This is a genomic window from Bradyrhizobium sp. LVM 105, assembly GCF_003957705.1.
Classification (GTDB): Bacteria; Pseudomonadota; Alphaproteobacteria; order Rhizobiales; family Xanthobacteraceae; genus Bradyrhizobium; species Bradyrhizobium frederickii.
Map to the genome: position 1 here is coordinate 94,732 of NZ_QZMV01000013.1, position 23,755 is coordinate 118,486.

The following is a 23,755-nucleotide window of genomic DNA, read 5'->3' on the forward strand; positions in this document are numbered from 1 at the left end:
GACAAACGATCAGGCCGCCGCACTGCGTGGGCGACCTTCGACGATTTTGGGAAAAGAAATCGCACCGGCCACCTCGTCAGGAGGTGCGCCACCAAAGACGGGCTGGGCGGACGGCGGTGCTCATGGGGCGATACTCACCATGGCGCGGGGACGGCGTCAAGGTGAGAAAACCCGCCCCCTGCGTGGCGGAGCCGTGCCGCGCTCGGGTGCCGCCCATGCCGGGCTAAAGCTCCTCGGCCTGCGGCTCCCAACCGAACCTGTTCTTCTTCCGATCCCATTTGAGCACGGAATAGCCGTCGCATTCCATGCATTCCCAAAGGACGAGCTTGCCGCCCTTGTCCTTCGAAAGAGCTCCGAATTGGCGGTTCGTACGTACGGCGTCGAGAAAGCGGATCTTCGGCTTCCCGCCGTCCGGCTGATCGAGGACCAGCATGAACCTGCCTTTTGGACCCGCACACTCCTGAAACACGCCGACCACGGCGATCTGCCTCGTGGCGGCGCCGTCGAAGCGCCCCTCGATCGCAAAGGACATGCCGGCGCCCTTCATCGCATCAGCGACACTCTCGAACAGCAGCTCCTTGGGAATGAGGTCCTTGCGGAATTCGGTCGCCTTGCACCAGCTCTTGCGGATCTGGTTCGCGGGGATGCCGCGAACCTCGGCCGTGAACGGATGGAATTCCGCGATGACCCACCAGGCCTCTTTCTTGAGGTCGCCATGCAACGTGACGAAGGCCTGCTCGGCTGCCGCCTGAGCCGTTGTCAAGGCGACGATGCCGGCAATGCCGGCCACGCCCCGAACGATCAGGCCGAACACGCGGCGGGTGAGAGACGACATCGCCATACTTCGCTGCTCCCGATCGATCGCTCCGGTCTCACCCCAGATGCTTGCGGAAAAACTCCGTCGCCCTGCCCCAGGCGAGCTCGGCGGCTTCGCGGTCGTGCACGGCCTGGCGCTGCTCGTTGACGAAGGCGTGCTCGGCGTCATAGCGGAACAGCTCGAGCGACTTGCCGGCAGCCTTCATGGCCTTCTCGAAGCCGTTGACCAGCTCCGGCGTGCACCAATCGTCCTTGTTGGCGAAATGGGCCTGGAGCGGAATCTTGACGTCGGCGGGCTTGGCGGCTTGCTCCGGCGGGATGCCGTAGAACACGACGCCGGCCGCGAGCTCCGGGATCCTGGTCGCGCCGATGATGGTGACGGCCCCGCCGAGGCAGAAGCCGGTCAGGCCGACCTTGGCGCCGTTGCGCGCCAGATATTGCGCGGCGCCGCGCACCGTCTGCGTGGTGGCGTCCATGAAGTCGAGCGAGTTCATCTCCTTGTTGGCGCTGTCCGTGTCGTGATACGGCACCACCTTGCCCTTGTAGAGATCGGGCGCCAGCGCATCGAAGCCGGCCAGCGCAAAGCGGTCGCACAGGCCCTTGATCTGGTCCGACAACCCCCACCATTCCTGAATCACGACCACGCCCGGCGCGTTGCCGCGCGCGGCATTGGCGAGATAGCCCGAGGCGTCCTTGCCGTCCGGACGCTTGAAGGTGATGGCGGTTCCCATGGTGTCCTCCGGTGAGTTTCTGAGGGAGCGGTTGACGGGTATTCTGGCCGCTGGACGCGCGCGGCGCAATCCACACTCCCGTCATTCCGGGGCGCGCGATAGCGCGAACCCGGAATCCATCGGGCCTCAACGTCGGTGGATGAATGGATTCCGGATTCGCGCCAAGAGGCGCGCCCCGGAATGGCGGCTCGACAAAAAAGCCCCCTTGCGGGGGCTTTTTCATTTCTCGTCTCGTCAGGCGCGGCCTCAGTGCGAGCTGGCCCAGACCTTCTTCTTGGTGAAGTACATCAGGCCCGCGAACAGGACCAGGAACACGAAGACCTGGAAGCCGAGACGCTTGCGCGCTTCCATGTGCGGCTCGGCGGTCCACATCAGGAACGTGGTGACGTCCTTGGCGTACTGGGCGACGGTGGCCGGCGAGCCGTCGTCATAGGTCACCTGGCCGTCGCTGAGCGGCTTCGGCATCTTGATGGCATGGCCCGGGAAGTACCTGTTGAAGTAGGAGCCCTCCGGGATGGTCACGCCCTCAGGCACCTTCTCCTCATACCCCTGGAGCAGCGCGGTGACATAGTCAGGCCCCTGCTCCTGATACTGGGTGAAGGCGTCGAAGATGAACCAGGGGAAGCCGCGCTTGTAGGAGCGCGCCTTGGTAATCAGGGACAGGTCGGGCGGCGCCGCACCCCCGTTCGCCGCACGTGCAGCCTGCTCGTTCGGGAATGGCGACGGGAAATAGTCCGCCGGCCGGCCCGCACGCTCGAACATGTCGCCCGCATCGTTCGGGCCGTCCTTGACCTTGTACTCGGCAGCAAACGCCGACGCCTGCGCCACCGAATAGCCGGGCCCGCCGGGCTCGGCGAGGTTGCGGAAGGCGACATAGGACAGGCCGTGGCAGCTGGCGCAGACCTCCTTGTAGACCTTCAGGCCACGCTGCAGCGCCCCGCGGTCAAACGTACCGAAGGGGCCCGAGAACGACCATTTGTTGCCGGGCGGCCTGTCGCTGCCTTCGGACGCCTTCGCGCTGTCGATGGAGCCCGCGAACAACGAACCGGCGAGCGCCAGCACGATCGCGGTCGAGACCATCGGCGTCGACCGGCTGCCGGTCTTGGCGAGCACTGCATCCGAGATCGAGTTCGGCACCGGCCGCGGCTTCTCGATGCGCGCGAGCAGCGGCAGCACGATCAGGAAGTAGGCGAAGTAGCAAAAGGTCAGGACCCGGCCGGCAATGACGTAGATGCCTTCCGGCGGCTGCGCGCCGAGATAGCCGAGCAGGATGCAGACAACGACGAAGATCCAGAAGAACTGCTTGGCCAGCGGGCGATACTTCGACGACTTCGTCTTCGCGGCGTCCAGCCAGGGCAGGAAGCACAGGATGATGATCGCGCCGAACATCGCGACGACACCCGCGAGCTTGTCCGGAATCGAGCGCAGGATCGCGTAGAACGGCAGGTAATACCATTCCGGCACGATGTGCGGCGGCGTTACGCCCGGGTTCGCCGGAATGTAGTTGTCGGCGTCGCCGAGATAGTTCGGCATGTAGAAGATGAACCAGGCGTACAGCAGCATGAAGCAGACGACGCCGAACATGTCCTTGATGGTGGCATGCGGCGTGAACGGCACCGTGTCCTTCTCCGTCTTCGGCTCGACGCCGTCAGGATTGTTCTGGCCGGCGACGTGCAGCGCCCAGACGTGCAGCACGACGACGCCCGCGATCACGAACGGCAGCAGATAGTGCAGCGAGAAGAAGCGGTTCAGGGTCGGGTTGCCGACCGCATAGCCGCCCCACAGCAGCGTCACGATGCTCTCGCCGACATAGGGAATGGCGGAGAACAGGTTGGTGATGACGGTGGCGCCCCAGAAGCTCATCTGGCCCCAGGGCAGCACGTAGCCCATGAAGCCCGTCGCCATCATCAGGAGGTAGATGATGACGCCGAGGATCCACAGCACCTCGCGCGGCTCCTTGTAGGACCCGTAGTACAGGCCGCGGAACATATGGACGTAGACGGCGACGAAGAACATCGAGGCGCCGACCGCGTGCATGTTGCGCAGCAGCCAGCCGTAGTTCACGTCGCGAACGATCAGCTCGACCGACTTGAAGGCGAGATCGGCATGCGGCGTATAGTGCATCGCCAGGATCACGCCGGTCAGGATCTGCATCCCCAGCATGAAGGACAGAATGGCGCCGAAGGTCCACCAATAGTTCAGGTTACGCGGGGTGGGATAGGCGACGAACGAGGAGTGCATGAGGCCGAAGATCGGCAGGCGCCGCTCGATCCATTGCAGGGCCGGATTGCTCGGCTGGTAGTCGGATGGTCCGCTCATGATGCGATCCTGAGGAAATAATACGACGAGACGGCGCGAAGCTTCGGACGAAGGCCCAAAGCTCAGCCGATCTGGATTTTGGTGTCGGAAACGAACTGGTACGGCGGCACCGGCAGGTTCGAGGGCGCAGGGCCCTGGCGGATGCGGCCGGACGTATCGTACACCGAACCATGGCAGGGGCAGAAGAACCCGTCGTAACTGCCTTCATGAGCAATCGGGATGCAGCCGAGATGGGTGCAGATACCGATCACGACCAGCCACTGATCGTGACCGGACTTGACCCGAGCCTCGTCGGTCTGCGGATCGGGCAGGCTCGCCACGTTGACGGCGCGCGCCTCCTCGATCTGCTTCTTGGTGCGGTGGCTGATGTAGATCGGCTTGCCGCGCCAGAACACCTTGATGTCCTGGCCCTCGGCGATCGGGCTGAGATCGACCTCGATCGGCGCACCGGCGGCGATGGTCGAGGCGTCAGGATTCATTTGGGAGATGAAGGGCCAGAGCGCGGCCGCGCCCCCTACTGCTGCAGCTGCCCCGGTTGCAACGAATAAGAAATCACGGCGTGTCGGATGGTCCGCCGAAGACGCTGTCGTCACGATTCCAACCCTTTCTTCTTGTGCAACCGGTGGAACCGCTCCAGGGGGCGCCCATGAGGCCCCCGGAAAGGCTGCCGGCGCCCGCGGCCCCCCGCGGCGGCAGAACTTCGCTTATTCGCCTCTAAACAGGCGAAACAGCAGTCCAGAATCGTTCTATTGGCACCCTTGCCGGGCGAGCGCAAGCCCGCTATCGGCGCGGGGGCGTGCCATGCACGAATTCCCGGGCAGGCGATGTTTTATTGAGACATTTCCGTCCCACAGCCAACCCGCCACTCCCGATGCAGATAGCGCTTTTCCAACCCGACATCCCTCAGAACACCGGCACGATTCTCAGGCTCTGCGCCTGCCTCGGACTGGACGCCCATATCATCGAACCGGCGGGGTTCCCGGTGTCCGACCGCGCGTTCCGCCGGGCGGGAATGGACTACCTCGGCCATGTCAGCATCGTCAGACACGATTCCTGGTTGAAATTCGAGGACTGGCGCGCCGCGCACGGCCACCGCCTGCTGCTGTTCACGACCAAGGCGGCCACCGACTATCGCGATTTCCGTTACCAGACGTCGGACATCCTGCTATTCGGGCGCGAGAGCGCCGGCGTCACCGAGGCGGTGGTCGAGGCCGCGGATGCGCGGCTGGTGATCCCGATCAAGGCCGGGCTGCGGTCGCTCAATGTCGCCATGACCGCGGCGATGGCCGCAGGCGAGGCGCTGCGGCAGATCCGAAACCCGCAAGTCTGAAGGTTCAACAAGTCCGAAGGTTTGAGGAGAGACGATTGAGTTACGCGGTCAAGGAAATCTTCCTGACCCTGCAAGGCGAAGGGGCCCACGCCGGGCGCGCCTCCGTGTTCTGCCGCTTTGCCGGCTGCAACCTCTGGAGCGGGCGCGAGGCGGACCGGCTTGAGGCCACTTGCAAGTTCTGCGACACCGACTTCGTCGGGACCGACGGCACGCTCGGCGGCCGCTACGGCTCGGCCGCCGAGCTCGCCGACACCATCGCCGCGCAATGGCGCGCCGCCGAAGCGAGCCGCTACGTGGTGCTGACCGGCGGCGAGCCGCTGCTCCAGGTCGACACCGCGCTGATCGAGGCGCTCCACGCCCGCGGCTTCGAGATCGGCGTCGAGACCAACGGCACCATCGAAGCGCCTGATGGCCTCGACTGGATCTGCGTCAGTCCCAAGGGCGGCAGCGAGCTGGTGCTGCGCCGGGGCCACGAGCTGAAGCTGGTCTACCCGCAGGCCCTCGCCGCGCCCGAGACGTTCGAGAACCTCGCTTTCGAGCGCTTCTCGCTGCAGCCGATGGATGGACCCGAGGTGATCGAGAACACCGCGCGCGCGATCGACTATTGCCTGCGCCATCCGCAATGGCGGCTCAGCGTGCAGACGCATAAATCGCTCGGCATCAGATAGGGACAGATCTCGCAGGGTGGGCAAAGCGAAGCGTGCCCACCACTCAGGATGACGACAAAGACGTGGGCACGGCGCAAGGGAGCCTTTGCCCACCCTATGGCACTACGCATGGCAAGCGACCGGGAATGAAGATGGACAGTTCGACGATCGAAGACCGCAAGACCCGCGCCCGCACCTGGTTCGAAGCCTTGCGCGACGACATCTGCGCGAGCTTCGAGCTGCTCGAGGACGACGCCCCGCACGACCTCTATCCGGGCGAGGCCGGCCGTTTCAAGCGCACGCCCTGGCAGCGCGCCGACCATACCGGCGCGCCCGGCGGCGGCGGGGTGATGTCGATGATGCATGGCCGGCTGTTCGAGAAGGTCGGCGTGCATTGCTCGACCGTGCACGGCGAGTTCGCCCCTGAATTTCGCGCCCAGATTCCCGGCGCGGCGGACGACCCGAAGTTCTGGGCCTCCGGCATCTCGCTGATCGCGCATATGCGCAATCCGAACGTGCCCGCCGTGCACATGAACACGCGCTTCGTCGTCACCACGAAAGCCTGGTTCGGCGGCGGCGCCGATCTCACGCCGGTGCTCGACCGCCGCCGCACGCAGGACGATGCCGACGCGATCGCCTTCCACGCCGCGATGAAGGAGGCCTGCGCGCAGAACAGCGGCGTTGCCGACTACGACAAGTACAAGACATGGTGCGACGAGTATTTCTACCTGCCGCACCGCAAGGAGTCGCGCGGCATCGGCGGCATCTTCTACGACTGGCACGACAGCGGCGACTGGGACGCCGACCTCGCCTTCACCAAGGACGTCGGCCGCGCTTTCCTGAAGATCTACCCCGAGATCGTCCGGCGCAATTTCGCCAGCGCCTGGACCGCCGCCGACCGCGAGGAGCAATTGGTCCGGCGCGGCCGCTATGTCGAGTTCAACCTGCTCTACGATCGCGGCACCATCTTCGGGCTCAAGACCGGGGGCAATGTCGAGTCGATCCTGTCGTCGATGCCGCCGGAGGTGAAGTGGCCGTGACCGTTTCGAAGCCGCTCCCCCGCGCCATGCTGATCGACATGGACGACACCATCCTGTCGGCCTATGGCCGGCCCGAGATCGCCTGGAACACGATCGCGAACGAGTTTGCCGAGGAGCTCGCGCCGCTGCCGCCGCCGCAGGTCGCGACCGCAGTGCTCGCCTATGCGCGGCAGTTCTGGTCGACCGCGGAGCCGATCTGGCGGATGAAGCTCGGCGAGGCGCGGCGGCTCACGGTGCGCGGCGGCTTCGCCGCGCTCGCCGCCGACGGCCATCGCGCCCTGTCGGACGATCTCGCCGATCGCATCGCCGACCGCTTTACCACCTACCGCGAGGAAGCGATCTTCGTCTTCCCCGGTGCGCATGATGCGATCGACGCGTTCAGGGCACGCGGCGTCAAGCTCGCGCTGGTCACCAACGGCGCCGCCGACATGCAGCGCGCCAAGGTCGAGCGGTTCGAGCTGGCGCATCGCTTCGACCACATCCAGATCGAGGGCGAGCACGGTTTCGGCAAGCCCGAGGAGCGCGCCTATCTGCATGCAATGGAGGCGCTCGGCGTCACGCCTGCGGACACCTGGATGATCGGCGACAATCTGGAATGGGAAGTCGTGACGCCGCAACGCCTCGGCATCTATTCGATCTGGATCGACGTGCATGGCGACGGCCTGCCCGAAGGCTCGACCGTCAAGCCCGACCGCATCATCCGCTCGCTGACCGAATTGGTGCCGGGCCGGTCCTGAGCAGGTCGCCAAACAAAAAATCGAAAAACAACCCCATGCACAGTAGACGACTCCTGCAAGATCAAGGCCTTGCGGATTTTACGAAACGACCTTGATCCCGTCGGGCAAAACAGGGGTATGATGTCATCGTCGAAATTCGCGACGGGGAGGTCTTCGCGCTGCATTCGTCTGCCCGGCGAGCCGTGATGCGGTCGGGATGAGGCGTCTTCGCGCTTCATGCAATTCTACCGGCGGCTGGGCGCGACCGTTGATCGCGAGGCCGTGCCGCATCTTCCGCTGCTGCAGACGAGCGACTAAAGCATGATGGAGTGAGGCTCGATCGGCGCGGGCGATTGCCCCTCCCCCTGATTTGCGTCGCCCCTCTCTCCGCCGACCCGCCGGCGGTATTTCCGGTCGGGGCCAGCCGGCGTGATCGGCCTGTCATGACCGCTTGCTAGGCTGCCTTGCAGATCGATCACGCGAAAGGACAATCCATGGAATTGAAAGCCGGCGATCTCGTGATGTTGAAATCCGGCGGTCAGCCGCTGACGGTTGCGGAGGTGAAGGAGAACGACGTGCTCTGCCTCTGGATGGGCATGGAAGGCGACCTGTTCCGCGAGACGTTGCCACTGGCCGTGCTGGTGCAGGTGGAAGAGGAAGATGAGGAGGAAGAAGACGACGAGGACGAAGAGTAGGCGCGCTCAAGACCGCATCCCGGCCAGGCCGGCCTGCTCGGCTCCAGCGCGTTCGATGTCTGCTGATCTGCCAATCGCGGGCAACAGCTGACATGGCTGGATGTTGCAGTAGGGCCAATAGCCGACCCGCCGCATCACAGATTTTTCACCAAGCGCCGGTGGAGCGTTGCGGCGTTGGGCTGCCTGGCGGCCCACTCCAAATTACGTTCGCCATCGATCTTCACCCAAAACGTACGAGTCGGCGCATCGCTGCCAGTGAGCGAGTTGAACGTACATGATGCCCTTTCTCGCATGATGGCACCGACGGAATCCTGAGCTTGGAAGTCGATGAGCGCCACATACTGAACCGGCGGGTGGCGCGCTGATTGCATCATGAATCTTCTGGTTGACTCGGGTACGGCCCGTTCCGGCTCGGCGAAAAATTCGTCCCACGTGATCGTTCTTCTGGAGTCTTCCAGGTCGATCCGTTGATAGGTGGAGGGATCCGCCAGCCGCTCTTGAATCGCCTTTTCGCAGGTCTGCACAAATTGAGACGTGAACGGCGGATAGCTACGCACGTAAGCATTACCGAGACCAGCGACACCGAGGACAACGAATGCTGCAATGGCAAGCTTGATTTTCATCTCTGATTCTTGCAAGTCCGCCAACTTGGATTGGAGCGGATGGAAGTAGGTTGCGCACCGTCACTCACGCATTTGCACGCGCTGACGTAAAAAACAAAGGCCATCACGCCGTTCACAACAAGAACACCGAAGTAAACGACAGCTGCGTATTCAGCGGGAAGCTGAAGAATTAGCATTGCAATGAGTACGATGCTTGCCCATGCAACATTAATCATGAATCTCTTGAACAGCACTCCAAGGGTTGGGACACCTGCGAACCAGTCGCTCAAAAGAAACACAGACTCATACGGCCTCGGGCCAGCAAGCAGCAACGAACGGACTACCGTAACTCGATTAAGGCTAAGCGTGCATTAACCGGCGCGCACAACCCTTCATTCTAGAGTGTGGTACTTTGCCGCTGGCGCGTGTGACGGCGAGTTGTCCGATTTATTCTGGCCAGAACGTCTGGTTTGGGCGTCGACGATGCCGATACGCGGTCAGGTTCGCTTTGCCCATGGCAGCCGATAGGCGAACGAACCCCGAGTCTTGTCGGCATGGGTCAACAGCTGCCGCGGACAGTCTCGAGCGGAATGTGTTTCGGTTGAGTCGATGCGTACGGAGAACTCGGATCACCTCTCCCGTAGGGAGACAGGGCAATCGCAATTGAATGACACGGGGACTGTCTGCAGGCTTGCTCCGCCTCTCCCGCTTGCGGGAGAGGCCGGCGCGCTCGCAGAGCGCGGCGGGTGAGGGCTCTCGCCGCACAGGGAGGTCCTCAGTTGTTCTCAATAATCCCTGCGCGGAGATACCCTCTCCCCAACCCTCCCCCGCAAGCGGGAGAGGGAGCGCACTGCCGATGCCGATGCATCCTGCACATCATATGCGATTGCTCTGCATGGGGAGAGGTAAGTTGCGAATGACCAGTTGGCCCGCTCGTCTACGCGACGAGCTGCCTCGCCGCCACCGCCGAGATCATCACCAGCCCGCCGGTGATGACAGCCACATCGAGAATCGCGGTGTGGATATGCAGCGGCATCCGCTCGACGAAGGCCCTTGCCAGGAAGGCGCCGGGGATCGCGATTGCGCCGATCAGCAGCGCGAAGGCGAGCACCTGCGCGGTGACGGCGCCGGCGAGGCCGAACACGGAGATCTTGATGAGGCCGGTGCCGAGCGAGATCATCGCATCGGTCGCGATCACGGCGGCGCCCTCCAGGCCGGCGGCCATCAGGAGCGAGAGCAGGATCACGCCGGAGCCGGAGGTGCCGCCGACCAGGACGCCGTAGCCGACCGAGCCGGCGGCGAGGCCGCCGTCGCCGATCCGCACGCTTCGGCGGCGGAGCACGCGGCGCAGCGGCACGCTCAGGATCAGCATGGTGCCGATCACGAGCGCCGCGCCCGCGTTGGTCAGCCGCGTGTAGCCGTAGGCGCCGAGCGCGGTGGTCAGCGCGGCGCAGGCGAGCACGATCAGCGCGCGGCGGCGGTCGGCATAGCGCAGGTAAGCGACCGCGCGGCTGCAATTGGTGAAGATGGCGGAGATCGCGATGATCGGCACCACGGGCTCGGCGCCGACCAGCGGCACCAGCACCAGCGGCATCAGGGCGCCGGTGCCGTAGCCGGCGAGACCGCCGATGATCGAAGCAAACAACGCCATCAACGCGACCAGCAGCAGCTGGAAAATCGAGATGTCGGCGAAGCCTGAGACGATGGTCACGTTCTCTCGTCGCGGTTGATGCGGGCCGCAGCTTGATCGGCGATGGCAGCGAGCGCGGCTTCCTCTAGGGGAAAATCCGCCGCAAGCCAAGCGTCCTCGGCGAGCGTCAACACATGTCCGAGCGCGGGTCCTTCGGGCAGTCCGCGGGCGATGAAGTCGGCGGCCTTCAGCGGAAATTTCGGCGCAGTCCAGCGCTGCGGCAGCTCGGCGAGCGCGCGCCAGCGCGTGGAGGCGACATCGCCGCCGCTCCGCGCCCAGCCGAGCAACACGCGATCGTGATAGCGCTCGGCACCGAGCCGGTAGAGCAGCCGCCGCGCATTGGCGTCGTCCTTGGTGGCGAGGCGCCACCAGCGGTGTCCCATCGAATCCAGCGCCTTGGTCTCGGCATTGGACAGCCGCAGGCGCGCGGCGACGCGCTTGGCATCCTCGGTCACGGCGACGGTCAGCGCAGCGAGGCGCCGCGTGCTGCCGGCGGCGAGACCGAGTTCGCGCTCGATCGCGATCATCGTCGCCAGCGGCCCGGTGTAGACGACGCCGCCGGCCAGCGTCTGCAGGAGGCCGCCCTCGGCCATGGCCAGCGCGGCCGCGGCTGCGCCCGATGCCACCAGGAGCTTCAGCATCTCCATCCGCACCCGCTCGGCCGAGAGGCTGGCAAGGCCGGCCCGGCCGCGGATGCAGGCGAGATAGCCGTCGCGGTCGGGCTCGCCCGCGCCGAAAGCGGCGTGGATGCGGAAGAAGCGCAGGATGCGCAAATAGTCCTCGGCGATGCGCTGGTCGGGATCGCCGATGAAGCGCACGCGGCGCGCTTTGGCATCCGCAATGCCGCCGACATAATCGTAGACGACGCCCTTTGCGTCGACCGACAGGCCGTTCATGGTGAAGTCGCGCCGCTGGGCGTCCTTGACCCAGTCGCGGCCGAACGCGACCTTGGCCTTGCGGCCGAAGGTCTCGGTGTCCTCGCGCAGCGTCGTCACTTCATAGGGATGGCTGTCGATGACCAGCGTGACGGTGCCGTGATCGATGCCGGTCGGCACTCCCTTGATGCCGGCAGCCTTGGCGCGCCGGATCACCTCCTCCGGCCGCGCCGTGGTCGCGATGTCGATGTCGCCGGGCTTGAGGCCGAGCAGCGCGTTGCGCACCGCGCCGCCGACCACCCGCGCCTCCTCGCCGTCGGCATTGAGCAATTGCAGGACGCGCGCGGTCCCGCCTGAGATCAGCCAGGGCGCATCGGCAAGGACCGGCGCGAGTAACGGCTCCGCGCTCATCGTGCTGCCCCTATTTTTCCACGCCCGGCACCAGCCGACCGTTCTCGATATGGGCGGGAATATAGGTCGAATCCGGCGGCGCGCCGGAGAACTCCGCAAGGCCGATCAGGCCCGCGATGACGAGCGCAAGCGCGACCAAAGTGAGGCGCGCGACGATCGTGACCGGCCAGGACGAACGCGCGAACACACCGGAGCGGCTCGCGACCAGAAACAGCGCATAGACGGCAAAGGGGATGAGGAAAATTCCGATCTCGGTCAGAACCGTCCGGATCATGATGAATAGATCCGCTCATACAGCACACGCAGCATTCCGGCCGTCGCCCCCCAGATGTAGCGCTCCGCGAACGGCATCGCGTAATAGGACCGCTCCATGCCGCGGAATTCCTTGCTGTGCACCTGATGGTTCACCGGGTTCATCAGAAAGGATAGCGGCACCTCGAAGGCGTCATCAACCTCGGAATGGTTGATGGTGAGCGAAAAGCCCGGCCGGACCTTGGCGACCGTCGGCAGGATCCGGAAGCCGAACGCGGTGCCGTAGAGATCGAGATAGCCGAGCGGCTCGACGAAGTCCCTGGACAGCCCGACCTCCTCCTCGGCCTCGCGCAGCGCCGCGTCCAGCGGCGAGGAATCGGTCGCGTCGATCTTGCCGCCGGGGAAAGCGACCTGGCCGGCATGGTCATTGAGATGCGCCGCGCGCTGCGTCAGCAGAATGGTCGGCTCGGGATGATCGACCACGGCGATCAGCACCGCCGCGGGGCGCACCGGCTGCTCGCGTGCGATGATCTCCAGCATCTTGTCGGTGCCGGGATCGCCCGAGGTGGGAATGATGTTGGGATCGTAGAGGCCGGCCGGCACGTCGAAGCCGAGCTTCGCCCTGGAGCGGGCGAAGAAATCCGCCGCACCGAGCGCAACCTGGTCGCTTTTCAGAATGGGCTTGTTCAAAGCGCGGCCCTCACCTGCTCCGCATCGGCCATGGCGAAGAATTCGCCCGCCGATTCGACGCCGAACATCGGCTGGCCATCGACCATCCGCTCCTCGCCCATGTCAACCAGATCGTAATAGAGCGCTCTCGTGACCTTGGCCCAGAGATCGGCACGGACATGCAAGTAAGGCGTCAGCCCGCCGTCCGCCGCCTGCTCGAAGCGCAGCCGGTGCGCGGCATCGCAGCTGACCCAGTCGTCGACATTGGTGCGGAAGCGCAGCACGCGATGGCCGCTCTCGCCGTCCTTCTGCATCTCGACCGCCATGAACGGCGCATCGTCGACGCGGATGCCGACCTTCTCCACCGGCGTGACCAGGAAATGCTTGTCGCCCTCGCGCTTGAGGATGGTCGAGAACAGCCGCACCAGCGCGGGACGCCCGATTGGCGTGCCCAAGTAGAACCAAGTACCATCGGAGGCGATTCGGATGTCGAGATCGCCGCAAAACGGCGGATTCCACAGGTGCACCGGCGGCAGGCCCTTCTTGCCGCCTTCGGCATTGGCAGCGTTCTTGGCGGCGGCAGTCAGCCCCTCGAGGCCGCGATCGGCGCTCTGCCCTTGGTTCGCCATGGTTTGCCCTGACTTTGTCCTTGGCACGATTGGTGCAGGTCTACGTTGTACGCGGGTGCACGGTTCCATCCGGAATAGCCCGGTGTGGAGGTCGCCACTTCGTGATGCCGTACATAACCCGAAGCCGATAAGGTGGGGATAGGTTAATTCAACGAATACATGGTCTTCCTGCAAGCCTAGCATGGGCCCATGATTTGACGCGATGCGATGCCATGACGGCCCAGGCGAGCCGCCTGGCGGCTGAAGGAGCGAGCGGATGGCGGAGAGTGTCGAGAAACTCGAGGACGGGATCGTTCGTTCGGCCGAGCAGGTGTCGAGCCAGATTCGCGCCGCGAAGGATGCGATCGCGTCCGTCATCTTCGGCCAGGATCGCGTGATCGAAAACACGCTGGTCACCATCCTCTCCGGCGGCCATGCGCTCTTGATCGGCGTGCCCGGCCTTGCCAAGACCAAGCTGGTCGAGACCCTCGGCGTCACGCTCGGCCTCGATGCCAAGCGCATCCAGTTCACGCCCGATCTGATGCCGTCGGACATTCTCGGCGCCGAGGTGCTGGACGAGAGCACCACGGGCAAGCGCGCCTTCCGCTTCATTTCCGGTCCGGTGTTCGCGCAGCTCCTGATGGCGGACGAGATCAACCGCGCCAGCCCGCGCACGCAATCGGCGCTGCTGCAGGCGATGCAGGAGCAGCACATCACCGTCGCCGGCGCGCGCCACGACCTGCCAAAACCCTTCCACGTGCTGGCGACGCAAAACCCGCTGGAGCAGGAAGGCACCTATCCGCTGCCCGAAGCGCAGCTCGACCGCTTCCTGATGGAGATCGACGTCGACTATCCCGATCGCGACGCCGAACGCCGCATCCTGTTCGAGACCACCGGCGCCGAGGAAACGCTGGCGAAGGGATCGATGACCGCGGACGCGCTGATCACCGCGCAGCGGCTGATCCGGCGCCTGCCGGTCGGCGATTCCGTCGTGGAGGCGATCCTGTCGCTGGTGCGCGCGGCCCGTCCGGGTCCCGACGCCGGCGAATCCGGCAAGTTCATCGCCTGGGGCCCCGGCCCGCGCGCCAGCCAATCCCTGATGCTGGCGGTGCGCGCGCGTGCGCTGATCGACGGCCGTCTGGCGCCGTCGGTCGACGACGTGCTCGATCTCGCCGAGCCCGTGCTGAAGCACCGCATGGCGCTGACGTTCCAGGCACGCGCCGAAGGCCGCACGATTCCGGACGTGATCCGGCAATTGAAGACACGGATCGGTTGATGGCAGCGGAGAACGGGCACACGGCCAAGGAGGTCCTCGCGATCCGACGTGCCGATGGCGAAAGCCGCACGCTCGCAGCTTCCTTGCCGCGCCTGGTCCTCGAAGCCCGCCGTATCGCCGCCAACGTCATCCACGGCCTGCACGGCAGGCGCCGCGCCGGGTCCGGCGAAAATTTCTGGCAGTATCGCCGTTTCGTCTCCGGCGAGCCGTCGCAGAACGTCGACTGGCGGCGCTCGGCGCGCGACGACCATCTCTATGTCCGCGAGCTCGAATGGGAAGCCTCGCACACGGTCTGGATCTGGCCCGACCGTTCGCCCTCGATGGCGTTCGCCTCGAAGACCGCGCGCGAGTCCAAGCTCGAACGGACGCTGATCGTCGCCTTCGCGCTGGCCGAGCTCCTGGTCTCCGGCGGCGAACGCGTCGGGATTCCCGGGCTGATGGCGCCGACGGCGAGCCGCAGCGTCATCGACAAGATGGCGCAGGCGATGCTGCATGACGATGCCGATCGTCTCAGCCTGCCGCCGTCCTTCGTGCCTGCTGCGCTCGCCGAGACGATCGTGCTGTCGGATTTCTGGTCGCCGATCGCCGAGATCAGGACGACGCTCGCGGGGCTGTCCGGCTCCGGGGCGCACGGCACGCTGGTGCAGGTCGTCGATCCCGCCGAAGAATCGTTCCCCTATTCCGGCCGCGTCGAGTTCGTCGAGCCCGAAGGGTTCGGCGTGATCACCGCCGGCCGCGCCGAGAGCTGGGCGCAGGATTACACCGCGCGGCTCGCGCTGCACCGCGACCAGATCCGCGCCGAGACCAAGAAGCTCGACTGGCTGTTCACGACGCATGCCACTGACCGCTCCGCCGCCGAGCTCTTGCTGTTCCTGCATGCCGGCATGCAGGTGAGCAAGTCGGGCGCCCGCACCACGACCATCAAGGCGGGGCCGGCCGCATGATGGGACTGCCGCTCGCCTTCACCCAGCCGCTGCTCCTGATCGGCCTCGTCAGCCTTCCGGTGCTGTGGTGGCTGCTGCGCGTGATGCCGCCGCGGCCGCGCCGCATCGAGTTTCCGCCGACCCGCCTGTTGTTCGACATCGCCCCGCGCGAGGAGACCCCCTCGCGGACGCCATGGTGGCTGACCGCGCTGCGGCTGCTTGCGGCAGCGCTGGTGATCTTCGCCGCCGCCGGCCCGATCTGGAATCCGCAGACCGGCCTCGCCGGCAGCAAGGCGCCGCTGATGATCATGTTCGACGACGGCTGGAGCGCCGCATCGCACTGGGATGTCAGGATCAGGGCCGCCGACGAGCTGATCGCCAATGCCGACAACGACCGCCGCGCCATCGCGCTGGTGCCGCTGTCCGAGCCGAACCGCGACATCACCCTGATGCCGGCGGGCGCCGCCCGTGTCGCGCTGCGCCAGCTCGCGCCAAAGCCCTATTCGATCGACCGCGTCGACACGCTCGCCGCGATCGACCGCTTCCTCAAGGCCACCGGCGATTGCGAGATCGCCTGGCTGTCGGATGGCGTCGACACCGGCCGCGGCGAGGAATTCGTGGCCGGCCTCGGCAAGACCATCGGCGAGCGCAGCCTGACCATCTTCGAAGGCGGCACCTCCTCGCCGCTGGCGCTGGTCGCGGCCGAGAACGCCGCCGCGAAGATGACGGTGAAGGTGCTGCGCACCGACAGCGGCATCGCGGTCGGCACCGTGCGCGCGCTCGACCAGAAGGCCTCGCCGATCGGCGAAGCGCGGTTCTCGTTCGGCCCGCAGGACAAGGAGACCGACGCCGCGTTCGATCTGCCGGTCGAGCTGCGCAACGACATCAATCGCCTCGAGATCTCGGGCGAGCGCTCCGCCGGCGCTGTGCAGCTGCTCGACAAGCGCTGGCGCCGCCGTGCCATCGGCATCGTCTCGGGCTCGACCAGCGAGACTGCGCAGCCGCTGCTGGCGCCGACCTTCTACCTCACCCGCGCGCTGGCGCCGTTCGCCGACGTCAGGCTCGCCGACAAGGGCTCGCCGCAGCAGGGCATCACACAATTCTTGGACCAGAAGCTGCCGATGATCATCCTCGCCGATGTCGGCACCATCGCGCCGGAGCTGCGCGAGCGCATCAACGCCTGGATCGACCAGGGCGGCGTCTTGGTGCGGTTCGCAGGTCCCCGGCTGGCCCAGGCCGAAGACGACCTCGTGCCGGTCAAGCTGCGCAAGGGCGGCCGCACGCTCGGCGGCAGCCTGACCTGGGAGAAACCGCAGCATCTTGCGGCCTTCGCGGCCGACGGCCCGTTTGCCGGCGTCGCGGTGCCGAAGGACGTCACCGTCAGCCGCCAGGTGCTGGCCGAGCCCGACGCGGTGCTCGCCACCAGGAGCTGGGCCTCGCTCGAAGACGGCACGCCGCTGGTGACCGGCGAGCATCGCGGCAAGGGGCTGGTCAGCCTGTTCCACGTCAGTGCCGACATGCGCTGGTCGGACTTGCCGATGTCGGGCACTTTCGTCGAAATGCTGCGGCGGGTGGTCGACATGTCCGGCTACACGTCCAAGCCCGGCCCCGGAATTGCCGGCGAAGCGACCACCGAGACGGTGGCGCCGCTGCACATCCTCGACGGCTTCGGCGCCTTCGGCCCGCCGCCGGCGACCGCAAAGCCGCTGCCCGCGGATTACCGCGACCGCGCCACATCAGATCATCCGCCGGGCTTCTACGGCCCGGCCGAAGGACCGCTCGCCGTGAACACGCTTGCTGGCGCCGACCGCATCGCTGCCCTCAACACCGCGAGCCTGCGCGCCCGGCACGCCACCTACACCAATGCCGAACCGCGCGACCTGCGCGGCTGGCTGCTGTCGACGGCGCTCGGCCTGTTCCTGATCGACGCCCTCATCGTCGCGGTGCTCGGCGGCGGGATCGCCGCGCTGCTGCGCCGCCGCGCCGCGCCCGCCATGATCGTGCTCGGCCTGCTGCTCACCTCGCTCGCGCCGACGCCGTCACGCGCCGACGGCGCCACGGACGATTTCGCGATGAAAGCGACGGCGCAAACCCGCCTCGCCTATGTCGTCACAGGCAATGCCGACGTCGATTCCATCGTCAAGGCGGGGATGAACGGGCTGACGCTGTTTTTGGCCCAGCGCACCGCGCTCGAGGCCGGCGATCCCGTCGGCATCGATCCCACGCGCGACGAGCTCGCCTTCTTCCCGCTGATCTACTGGCCGATCGTGCCGGGCGCGCGCAAGCCGCCGCAGGATGCCATCAACAAGATCGACGCCTACATGAAGCAGGGCGGCACCGTGCTGTTCGACACCCGCGACGCGATCGAAGCGCCGCCCGGCGCGAACGGCGCCGCGCAGACCCCCGCCATGCAGACGCTGCGCGAGATCCTGTCCTCGCTCGACGTGCCCGAGCTCGAGCCGGTGCCGCGCGAGCACGTGCTGACCAAGACCTTCTATCTGCTGCGCGACTTCCCCGGCCGCTTCGTCACCGGCCAGACCTGGGTCGAGACCCTGCCGCGCGACGAGGACGAGGACAGCGCGCAGCGGCCGGCGCGCGGCGGCGACGGTGTCTCGCCGATCATCATCACCTCGAACGATCTTGCCGGCGCCTGGGCGGTGCGGCCCGACGGCCAGGCCATGCTGCCGGTGACCGGCGGCGACACCCGCCAGCGCGAATTCGCCTACCGCGCCGGCGCCAACATCGTGATGTACACCCTGACCGGCAATTACAAGGCCGACCAGGTGCACGCACCGGCCCTGATCGAACGGTTGGGGCAGTGATGCGAGTAAGCCTGAGCCATACGCTCCGTCATTCCGGGATGGTCCAAAGGACCAGACCCGGAATCTCGAGATTCCGGATTCGGTCCTGCGGACCGCTCCGGAATGACGTTGATAGGTTGGTCTGATGAATTACGGCATCGCCTTCACGCCGCTTGTTCCCGCGATCGTGCTGTGGCTCGCGCTGGCCGCGATCGTCATTGTCGCACTGGTGCTGCTGGTTGCGCGCGCGCGCGGCGCTGCCGTGCGCGTGGCCGCGCTGGCGCTGTTCCTGCTCGCGCTCGCCAATCCCTCCTTCACCCGCGAGGACCGCGAGCCGCTCACCTCGGTCGCCGCAATCGTCGTCGACAAGAGCCCGAGCCAGAATTTCGGCAACCGCAATCGCGAGGCCGCAGCTGCGCAGGAGGCGCTGGTCGACAGCCTGAAGAAGATCAAGGGGCTGGAGGTGCGCGTCGTCGATGCCGGACAGGCCGATGGCGAGACCGACGGCACCAGGCTGTTCGGCGCCCTCGCCTCGGCCTTGGCGGACGTGCCGGTCGACCGCGTCGCCGGCGCGTTCCTGATCACCGACGGCCGCGTCCACGACATCCCAGCGAACGCCGCCGCGCTCGGCTTCCAGGCGCCGGTGCATGCGCTTGTTACCGGGCAGAAGGACGAGCGCGACCGCCGCATCGCGATCACGGCCGCACCGCGCTTCGGCATCGTCGGACAGACCCAGACCATCAGCTACCGCCTCGACGACCAGGGCGTCACCGGCGAGCGCGCCAGGGTCACGATCCGCAGGGACGGCGAGGTCATCAACGAGCGCACGCTGGGAAGCGGCCAGGCCGCGAGCGTCGACGTCGACATCAAGCACGCCGGTCCGAACATCGTCGAGATCGAGGCCTCCCCGCTCGAGCGCGAGCTGACGCCGGTGAACAACCGCGCCGTCGTCGCCATCGACGGCGTGCGCGACAAGCTGCGCGTGCTCCTGGTCTCCGGCGAGCCGCATTCCGGCGAGCGCACCTGGCGCAACCTCTTGAAGTCCGACGCCAGCGTCGACCTCGTGCACTTCACCATCCTGCGTCCGCCGGAGAAGCAGGACGGCACGCCGATCAACGAATTGTCGCTGATCGCGTTTCCGACCCGCGAATTGTTCCAGCAGAAGATCAACGAATTCCAGCTGATCATCTTCGACCGCTACGCCCGTCAGGGCGTGCTGCCGATCGCGTATTTCGACAACATCGCGCGCTATGTCCGCGCGGGCGGCGCGGTGCTGGTCTCGGCCGGCCCCGACTACGCCTCCAACACCAGCATCTGGCGCACGCCGCTGGATACGGTGCTGCCGGCCGAGCCGGTCGGCGTGACCGAAAAGCCGTTCTATGCGCATCTGTCCGACCTCGGCAAACGCCATCCCGTCACGCGCGCCCTGGAGGGCTCGGCCTCCGAGCCGCCGCGCTGGAGCCGTTTCTTCCGCACCGTTGACACCCGCAATTCCGTCAACCCGCCGGTGATGACGGGCGCCGACGGCAAGCCGCTTCTGTTCCTGTCGCGCTTCGGCGAGGGCCGCGTCGCGCTGCTGCTCTCCGACCACATCTGGCTGTGGGCGCGCGGCTATGAGGGCGGCGGCCCGCATCTGGACCTGCTCCGGCGGATGTCGCACTGGCTGATGAAGCAGCCCGACCTCGACGAGGAGGCGCTGCGCCTCCAGGTGCAGGGCAAGAATCTGGTGGTGGTGCGCCAGACCATGGCGGACAGCGTCCAGCCGGTGAACGTGACCTCGCCGTCCGGCGTGTCGCAGGATCTGACGCTGAGCCAGGGGGAGCCCGGCGAATGGCGCGCCAGCCTGCCGGCGAGCGAGCTCGGCCTGTGGCAGGCCACCGACGGCACGCTGAAGGCGTTGATCAATGTCGGCCCGACCAATCCGAAGGAGTTTTCGGAAGTCACCTCCACGGTCGAGACCTTGAAGCCGCTGACGCAGGCGACCGGCGGCAACGCCGTGCGCGTGGCGAATGGCGCCAGCATCGAGCTGCCGCGCATCCTGCCCGTGCGTTCGGCCAGCGTCTTTGCCGGCGACGGCTGGATGGGAGTGCGGATGCGCGATGCCAGCGTCGTCAAGGGCGTCGGCGTGCTGCCGATCTTTGCCGGCCTGATCGGCCTGTTGCTGCTGCTCGGCGCGTTTGCGGCGACGTGGGTGCGCGAGGGGCGCTGAACGCTCCGTTGCTCGAACGCCACATCGGGCTGCCACGCGTGCTGGGCGGGTTGGAGCGCCGTTGACATCGGCTGACGATTAGAGCGATGTTACATTATAACATCGCGACGCCCTCGGACTTGGCGCCTCGCGGTGTTGGGGGTGGCATTTTCCGATGAAGTGGTTCCGGTCGAATCTCAGGCACGGTGCCCGGCTCGCGTTGCTCGCGATGCTGGTGCAGTTCGCGCTGACATTCGGTCACAGCCATTGGTTTGCCCAGGCCGCACCGCTGGCCCAGGCCACGCTCCACCAGACCGACGGCCCCAAAGACAGTGCCAAGGATCAAGCTGCGGGCGACCGCGCGGCGGTTCACAAGCAATCGCCCTCAAGCCCAGATCGCGAGCAGCCGGGCGAGGACAATTGCGCGATCTGCGCCGTGGTCGCGATGGCAGGCACGATCCTGTTCGCGACGCCGCCTCTGTTGCAGCTGCCGCAGGCGATCGACCTGCTCTACCGCACCACCGATGCCGAATTCCTCCATCTGAAATCGGCCGCCACGGCGTTCCAGCCGCGCGCCCCTCCCGCGTCCTGACTCCCGACACCACTTGATCACGCCCGCCCCTCGCCGCTTTCAGGCGATCGGCCGGAAAAAGTTGAAGTCGAATTCCGTCGCGCCGCGACGGCAGGCCGCCTCCGATCAGCAAACCATCATGCGGACGGCGCCTGACTGGAATCAGGACCATGTCATTTCAATCGCGACACGCGCAGCGTCTTGGTGGAGCAAGCCTGCTCCTGCTCGGTGCCGCCGCCACGCCCGCTTTCGCCCAAACGCCTGCACAGGGCCAATCGTCGACCGAGATTCCCGCCGTCACGGTGACGGCACCAAGCCCGATCGTGCGCAGGGCGGTGGTGCCGTCCCGCAACGCAGGCCGCGGTGCACGGACCGCACGGGTGCGCAGCCGCGAGCAAGCGGCGGAAGCAACGCCGGCAGCTCCGGTGCCTGCCGCGCCTCAGCAGGGCGTGCTGCCTGTTGTGACCGATCAGTTCGCGACCGTCACCGTGGTGCCGAACGAGGAGATCCGGCGTAACGGCGGCGGCACGCTCGGCGATCTGCTGTTCTCCAAGCCCGGCATCACCGGCTCCGAATACGCTCCCGGCGCATCCAGCCGCCCCATCATTCGCGGGCTAGACACCAACCGTGTCGGCATCGTCGAGAACGGGACCGGCAGCAACGGCGCGTCCGATCTCGGCGAGGATCACTTCGTGCCAATTGATCCGCTGGCAGCCAACCAGGTCGAGGTCATCCGCGGACCGGCGACGCTGCGCTACGGCTCCACCGCGATTGGCGGCGTGGTCAGCGCAACCAACAATCGAATTCCGGATGCCTTGCCGTCCTGCACGGTGCCCTTTGCGACTTACGGACTCCCGACCAAGGCGCCGCTGGCAAACGTCGGATCGCCGGGCTGCATCACCGCGGAAACACGGACGGCCGTGACTTCGGTCGATCGCGGGGCCGAAGGTGCCGTGCTGCTCGACGCCGGCGGCGGTAACTTTGCCGTGCACGCCGATGCCTTTGGCCGCAAGGCCGGCGACTACAGCATCCCGAGCTACCCGTTTTTGACCGACCCGACGCTGCCGTTCAACGGTCGCCAGCCGAATTCGGCATCGCAGGCCTACGGCGGATCTGTCGGCGGCTCCTACATCTTCGATGGCGGATACGTTGGCGCGGCGATCACGCAGCACAACGCGCTCTACCACATTCCCGGTATCGAGGGCAGCGAGTTCCTGACGCGGATCGACGGACGACAGACAAAGTTCACGACAAAAGGCGAATATCGGCCGGACGCTGCGGCAATCGATGCGATCCGGTTCTGGGCTGGGGCCACCGACTATAAGCACGATGAGGTCGGGCTCGCCGACTCTGCCGATCTCACCTCCCTCGGCGTGAGACAAACCTTCACCAGCAAGGAACAGGAAGGCCGCGTCGAGGTGCAGCTTGCGCCGTTCGACGTCCGCTTTGCTGCGCTGACCACCGCCGTAGGCGTTCAGGCGTCGCACCAGAAGCTCACCGCGCCGAGTCCGGACGATCCAGGCAGCCCGATCAACGGTCTGTTCGATCCGAACAAGAACACGAAGGTCGCCGGGTACATCTTCAACGAGTTCAAGTTCAGCGAAGCGACCAAGGCTCAGATCGCCGGACGCGTCGAGAGCGCAAGGTTGAGCGGCACGGCGCCAGCCTTCGTCCCCGATGTGTTCGACCTCACCGTCGATCCCGCCGCGATCGGCCCCGCAACGGCGGTCAACCGCAACTTCACGCCGGTGAGCGGGAGCGTCGGCCTGATTCACAACCTTCCTTGGGATCTGGTCGCGAGCATTACCGGCCAATATGTCGAGCGTGCGCCGAAACCGGCGGAGTTGTTTTCGCGCGGCGGCCACGATGCCACCACCACTTTCGACATAGGCAATCCCAATCTCGGCATCGAGACCGCCAAGTCGGTCGAGGCGGGACTGCGGCGGGCGGTAGGGCCGCTTCGCTTCGAAATCACCGGCTACTACACCAAGTTCAACGGTTTTATCTACCGGCGCCTGACCGGCAACACGTGTGAGGACGGCGCTTGCCAGCTCGGCCCGGGCCTCGAACTGAATCAGGCGGTCTATTCGCAGCGCGACGCGACATTTCGTGGCGGCGAATTCCAGTTCCAGTACGACGTGATGCCGGTCTGGAACGGGATCTGGGGCATCGAGGGTCAATACGACATCGTGCGCGCGACCTTCGACGACGGCACCAACGTGCCGCGCATTCCGCCCCAGCGGCTGGGCGGTGGTCTGTACTATCGCGACGCCGACTGGTTTGCGCGGATCAACCTGCTGCACGCGTTCGCGCAAAACGACATCGCACCGATCGCGGAGACGCCGACGCCTGGCTACAACCTGCTAAGGGCCGAGGTCAGCTACAAGACGAAGCTCGATCAAAGTTGGTTCGGCGCGCGCGAGATGCATGTTGGGCTCGTCGGCAACAACCTGCTGAACGAGAACATCCGCAATGCCGTCTCCTTCAACAAGGACCAGGTGCTGTTACCCGGCATCGGCGTGCGGGCGTTCGCGAACTTCAAGTTCTGAGCGTCGCTTGTGTCGGGGTCTGAAGGCCCCGGCACACACCGTCTTT

The 23,755-nt window shown here is 66.1% G+C and carries 21 protein-coding genes; 11 read left to right on the plus strand and 10 right to left on the minus strand.

Features of this window, described 5'->3' with window-relative positions; genetic code table 11:
* Window positions 1–223: 223 nt before the first annotated feature.
* The 4 genes from D6B98_RS29055 to petA all read right to left on the minus strand — a co-directional run bounded on the left by D6B98_RS29055 (window position 224) and on the right by petA (window position 4,459).
* The gene (locus D6B98_RS29055; protein WP_245481481.1) at window positions 224–841 is read right to left on the minus strand and encodes a hypothetical protein; all 618 of its coding nucleotides are present in this window, start codon (window positions 839–841) and stop codon (window positions 224–226) included.
* A 31-nt stretch (window positions 842–872) separates the two neighbouring features.
* Complete coding sequence (locus D6B98_RS29060) at window positions 873–1,547, minus strand: dienelactone hydrolase family protein (RefSeq protein ID WP_126260463.1); 675 nt, start codon at window positions 1,545–1,547, stop codon at window positions 873–875.
* A 246-nt stretch (window positions 1,548–1,793) separates the two neighbouring features.
* Complete coding sequence (gene fbcH, locus D6B98_RS29065) at window positions 1,794–3,866, minus strand: cytochrome b/c1 (RefSeq protein WP_126260464.1); 2,073 nt, start codon at window positions 3,864–3,866, stop codon at window positions 1,794–1,796.
* 62 nt (window positions 3,867–3,928) lie between these two features.
* A complete protein-coding gene (gene petA, locus D6B98_RS29070) occupies window positions 3,929–4,459 on the minus strand; it encodes a ubiquinol-cytochrome c reductase iron-sulfur subunit (protein ID WP_028134854.1) in 531 nt (176 codons plus the stop codon).
* A 278-nt stretch (window positions 4,460–4,737) separates the two neighbouring features.
* On the opposite strand from petA, the gene D6B98_RS29075 reads away from it, so the two are divergent.
* The 5 genes from D6B98_RS29075 to D6B98_RS29095 all read left to right on the plus strand — a co-directional run bounded on the left by D6B98_RS29075 (window position 4,738) and on the right by D6B98_RS29095 (window position 8,294).
* A complete protein-coding gene (locus D6B98_RS29075; protein ID WP_126260465.1) occupies window positions 4,738–5,196 on the plus strand; it encodes a tRNA (cytidine(34)-2'-O)-methyltransferase in 459 nt (152 codons plus the stop codon).
* A gap of 35 nt (window positions 5,197–5,231) precedes the next feature.
* Window positions 5,232–5,864 carry a 7-carboxy-7-deazaguanine synthase gene (gene queE, locus D6B98_RS29080; protein WP_126260466.1) on the plus strand — a complete coding sequence of 211 codons (633 nt, stop codon included), beginning with the start codon at window positions 5,232–5,234 and terminating at the stop codon, window positions 5,862–5,864.
* Window positions 5,865–5,995: 131 nt separating this feature from the next.
* Window positions 5,996–6,883, plus strand: a complete 888-nt coding sequence (gene hemF, locus D6B98_RS29085) for an oxygen-dependent coproporphyrinogen oxidase (RefSeq protein ID WP_164718938.1) — start codon at window positions 5,996–5,998, stop codon at window positions 6,881–6,883.
* Between the two features lie 26 nt (window positions 6,884–6,909).
* A complete protein-coding gene (locus D6B98_RS29090) occupies window positions 6,910–7,620 on the plus strand; it encodes an HAD family hydrolase (protein WP_164718946.1) in 711 nt (236 codons plus the stop codon).
* Between the two features lie 473 nt (window positions 7,621–8,093).
* Entirely contained in the window at window positions 8,094–8,294 is a 201-nt protein-coding gene (locus D6B98_RS29095; RefSeq protein ID WP_126260469.1) for a YodC family protein, read from the plus strand.
* Window positions 8,295–8,428: 134 nt separating this feature from the next.
* Here the strand turns inward: D6B98_RS29095 and D6B98_RS29100 are convergent, their stop codons facing one another.
* From D6B98_RS29100 to D6B98_RS29125, 6 genes are all read right to left on the minus strand, one after another.
* Complete coding sequence (locus D6B98_RS29100) at window positions 8,429–8,917, minus strand: hypothetical protein (protein WP_126260470.1); 489 nt, start codon at window positions 8,915–8,917, stop codon at window positions 8,429–8,431.
* A 916-nt stretch (window positions 8,918–9,833) separates the two neighbouring features.
* The gene (locus D6B98_RS29105) at window positions 9,834–10,607 is read right to left on the minus strand and encodes a sulfite exporter TauE/SafE family protein (protein WP_126260471.1); all 774 of its coding nucleotides are present in this window, start codon (window positions 10,605–10,607) and stop codon (window positions 9,834–9,836) included.
* Window positions 10,604–11,872 carry a CCA tRNA nucleotidyltransferase gene (locus D6B98_RS29110; RefSeq protein WP_126260472.1) on the minus strand — a complete coding sequence of 423 codons (1,269 nt, stop codon included), beginning with the start codon at window positions 11,870–11,872 and terminating at the stop codon, window positions 10,604–10,606. Before D6B98_RS29110 ends, D6B98_RS29105 begins: the two co-directional genes overlap by 4 nt.
* A 10-nt stretch (window positions 11,873–11,882) precedes the next feature.
* Window positions 11,883–12,146, minus strand: coding sequence for a DUF6111 family protein (locus D6B98_RS29115; RefSeq protein WP_126260473.1), 264 nt, complete (start codon window positions 12,144–12,146; stop codon window positions 11,883–11,885).
* Complete coding sequence (locus tag D6B98_RS29120; protein ID WP_126260474.1) at window positions 12,143–12,814, minus strand: CoA pyrophosphatase; 672 nt, start codon at window positions 12,812–12,814, stop codon at window positions 12,143–12,145. The genes D6B98_RS29115 and D6B98_RS29120 overlap by 4 nt, the downstream gene beginning before the upstream one ends.
* Entirely contained in the window at window positions 12,811–13,422 is a 612-nt protein-coding gene (locus D6B98_RS29125; protein ID WP_126260475.1) for a DUF1285 domain-containing protein, read from the minus strand. The genes D6B98_RS29120 and D6B98_RS29125 overlap by 4 nt, the downstream gene beginning before the upstream one ends.
* A 256-nt stretch (window positions 13,423–13,678) precedes the next feature.
* Between D6B98_RS29125 and D6B98_RS29130 the strand changes: the two genes are divergently transcribed.
* The 6 genes from D6B98_RS29130 (at window position 13,679) to D6B98_RS29155 (ending at window position 23,709) form a co-directional block, all read left to right on the plus strand.
* Entirely contained in the window at window positions 13,679–14,677 is a 999-nt protein-coding gene (locus D6B98_RS29130; RefSeq protein WP_126260476.1) for an AAA family ATPase, read from the plus strand.
* Window positions 14,677–15,621, plus strand: coding sequence for a DUF58 domain-containing protein (locus D6B98_RS29135; RefSeq protein ID WP_126260477.1), 945 nt, complete (start codon window positions 14,677–14,679; stop codon window positions 15,619–15,621). The genes D6B98_RS29130 and D6B98_RS29135 overlap by 1 nt, the downstream gene beginning before the upstream one ends.
* Complete coding sequence (locus D6B98_RS29140; protein ID WP_126260478.1) at window positions 15,618–18,422, plus strand: DUF4159 domain-containing protein; 2,805 nt, start codon at window positions 15,618–15,620, stop codon at window positions 18,420–18,422. The genes D6B98_RS29135 and D6B98_RS29140 overlap by 4 nt, the downstream gene beginning before the upstream one ends.
* 124 nt (window positions 18,423–18,546) lie before the next feature.
* Window positions 18,547–20,610 carry a hypothetical protein gene (locus tag D6B98_RS29145; protein WP_126260479.1) on the plus strand — a complete coding sequence of 688 codons (2,064 nt, stop codon included), beginning with the start codon at window positions 18,547–18,549 and terminating at the stop codon, window positions 20,608–20,610.
* Between the two features lie 154 nt (window positions 20,611–20,764).
* A complete protein-coding gene (locus tag D6B98_RS29150) occupies window positions 20,765–21,181 on the plus strand; it encodes a DUF2946 family protein (RefSeq protein ID WP_126260480.1) in 417 nt (138 codons plus the stop codon).
* Window positions 21,182–21,330: 149 nt separating this feature from the next.
* Window positions 21,331–23,709: a TonB-dependent receptor gene (locus D6B98_RS29155; RefSeq protein ID WP_126260481.1), complete on the plus strand. Its 2,379-nt coding sequence runs from the start codon at window positions 21,331–21,333 to the stop codon at window positions 23,707–23,709.
* Window positions 23,710–23,755: the final 46 nt, after the last annotated feature.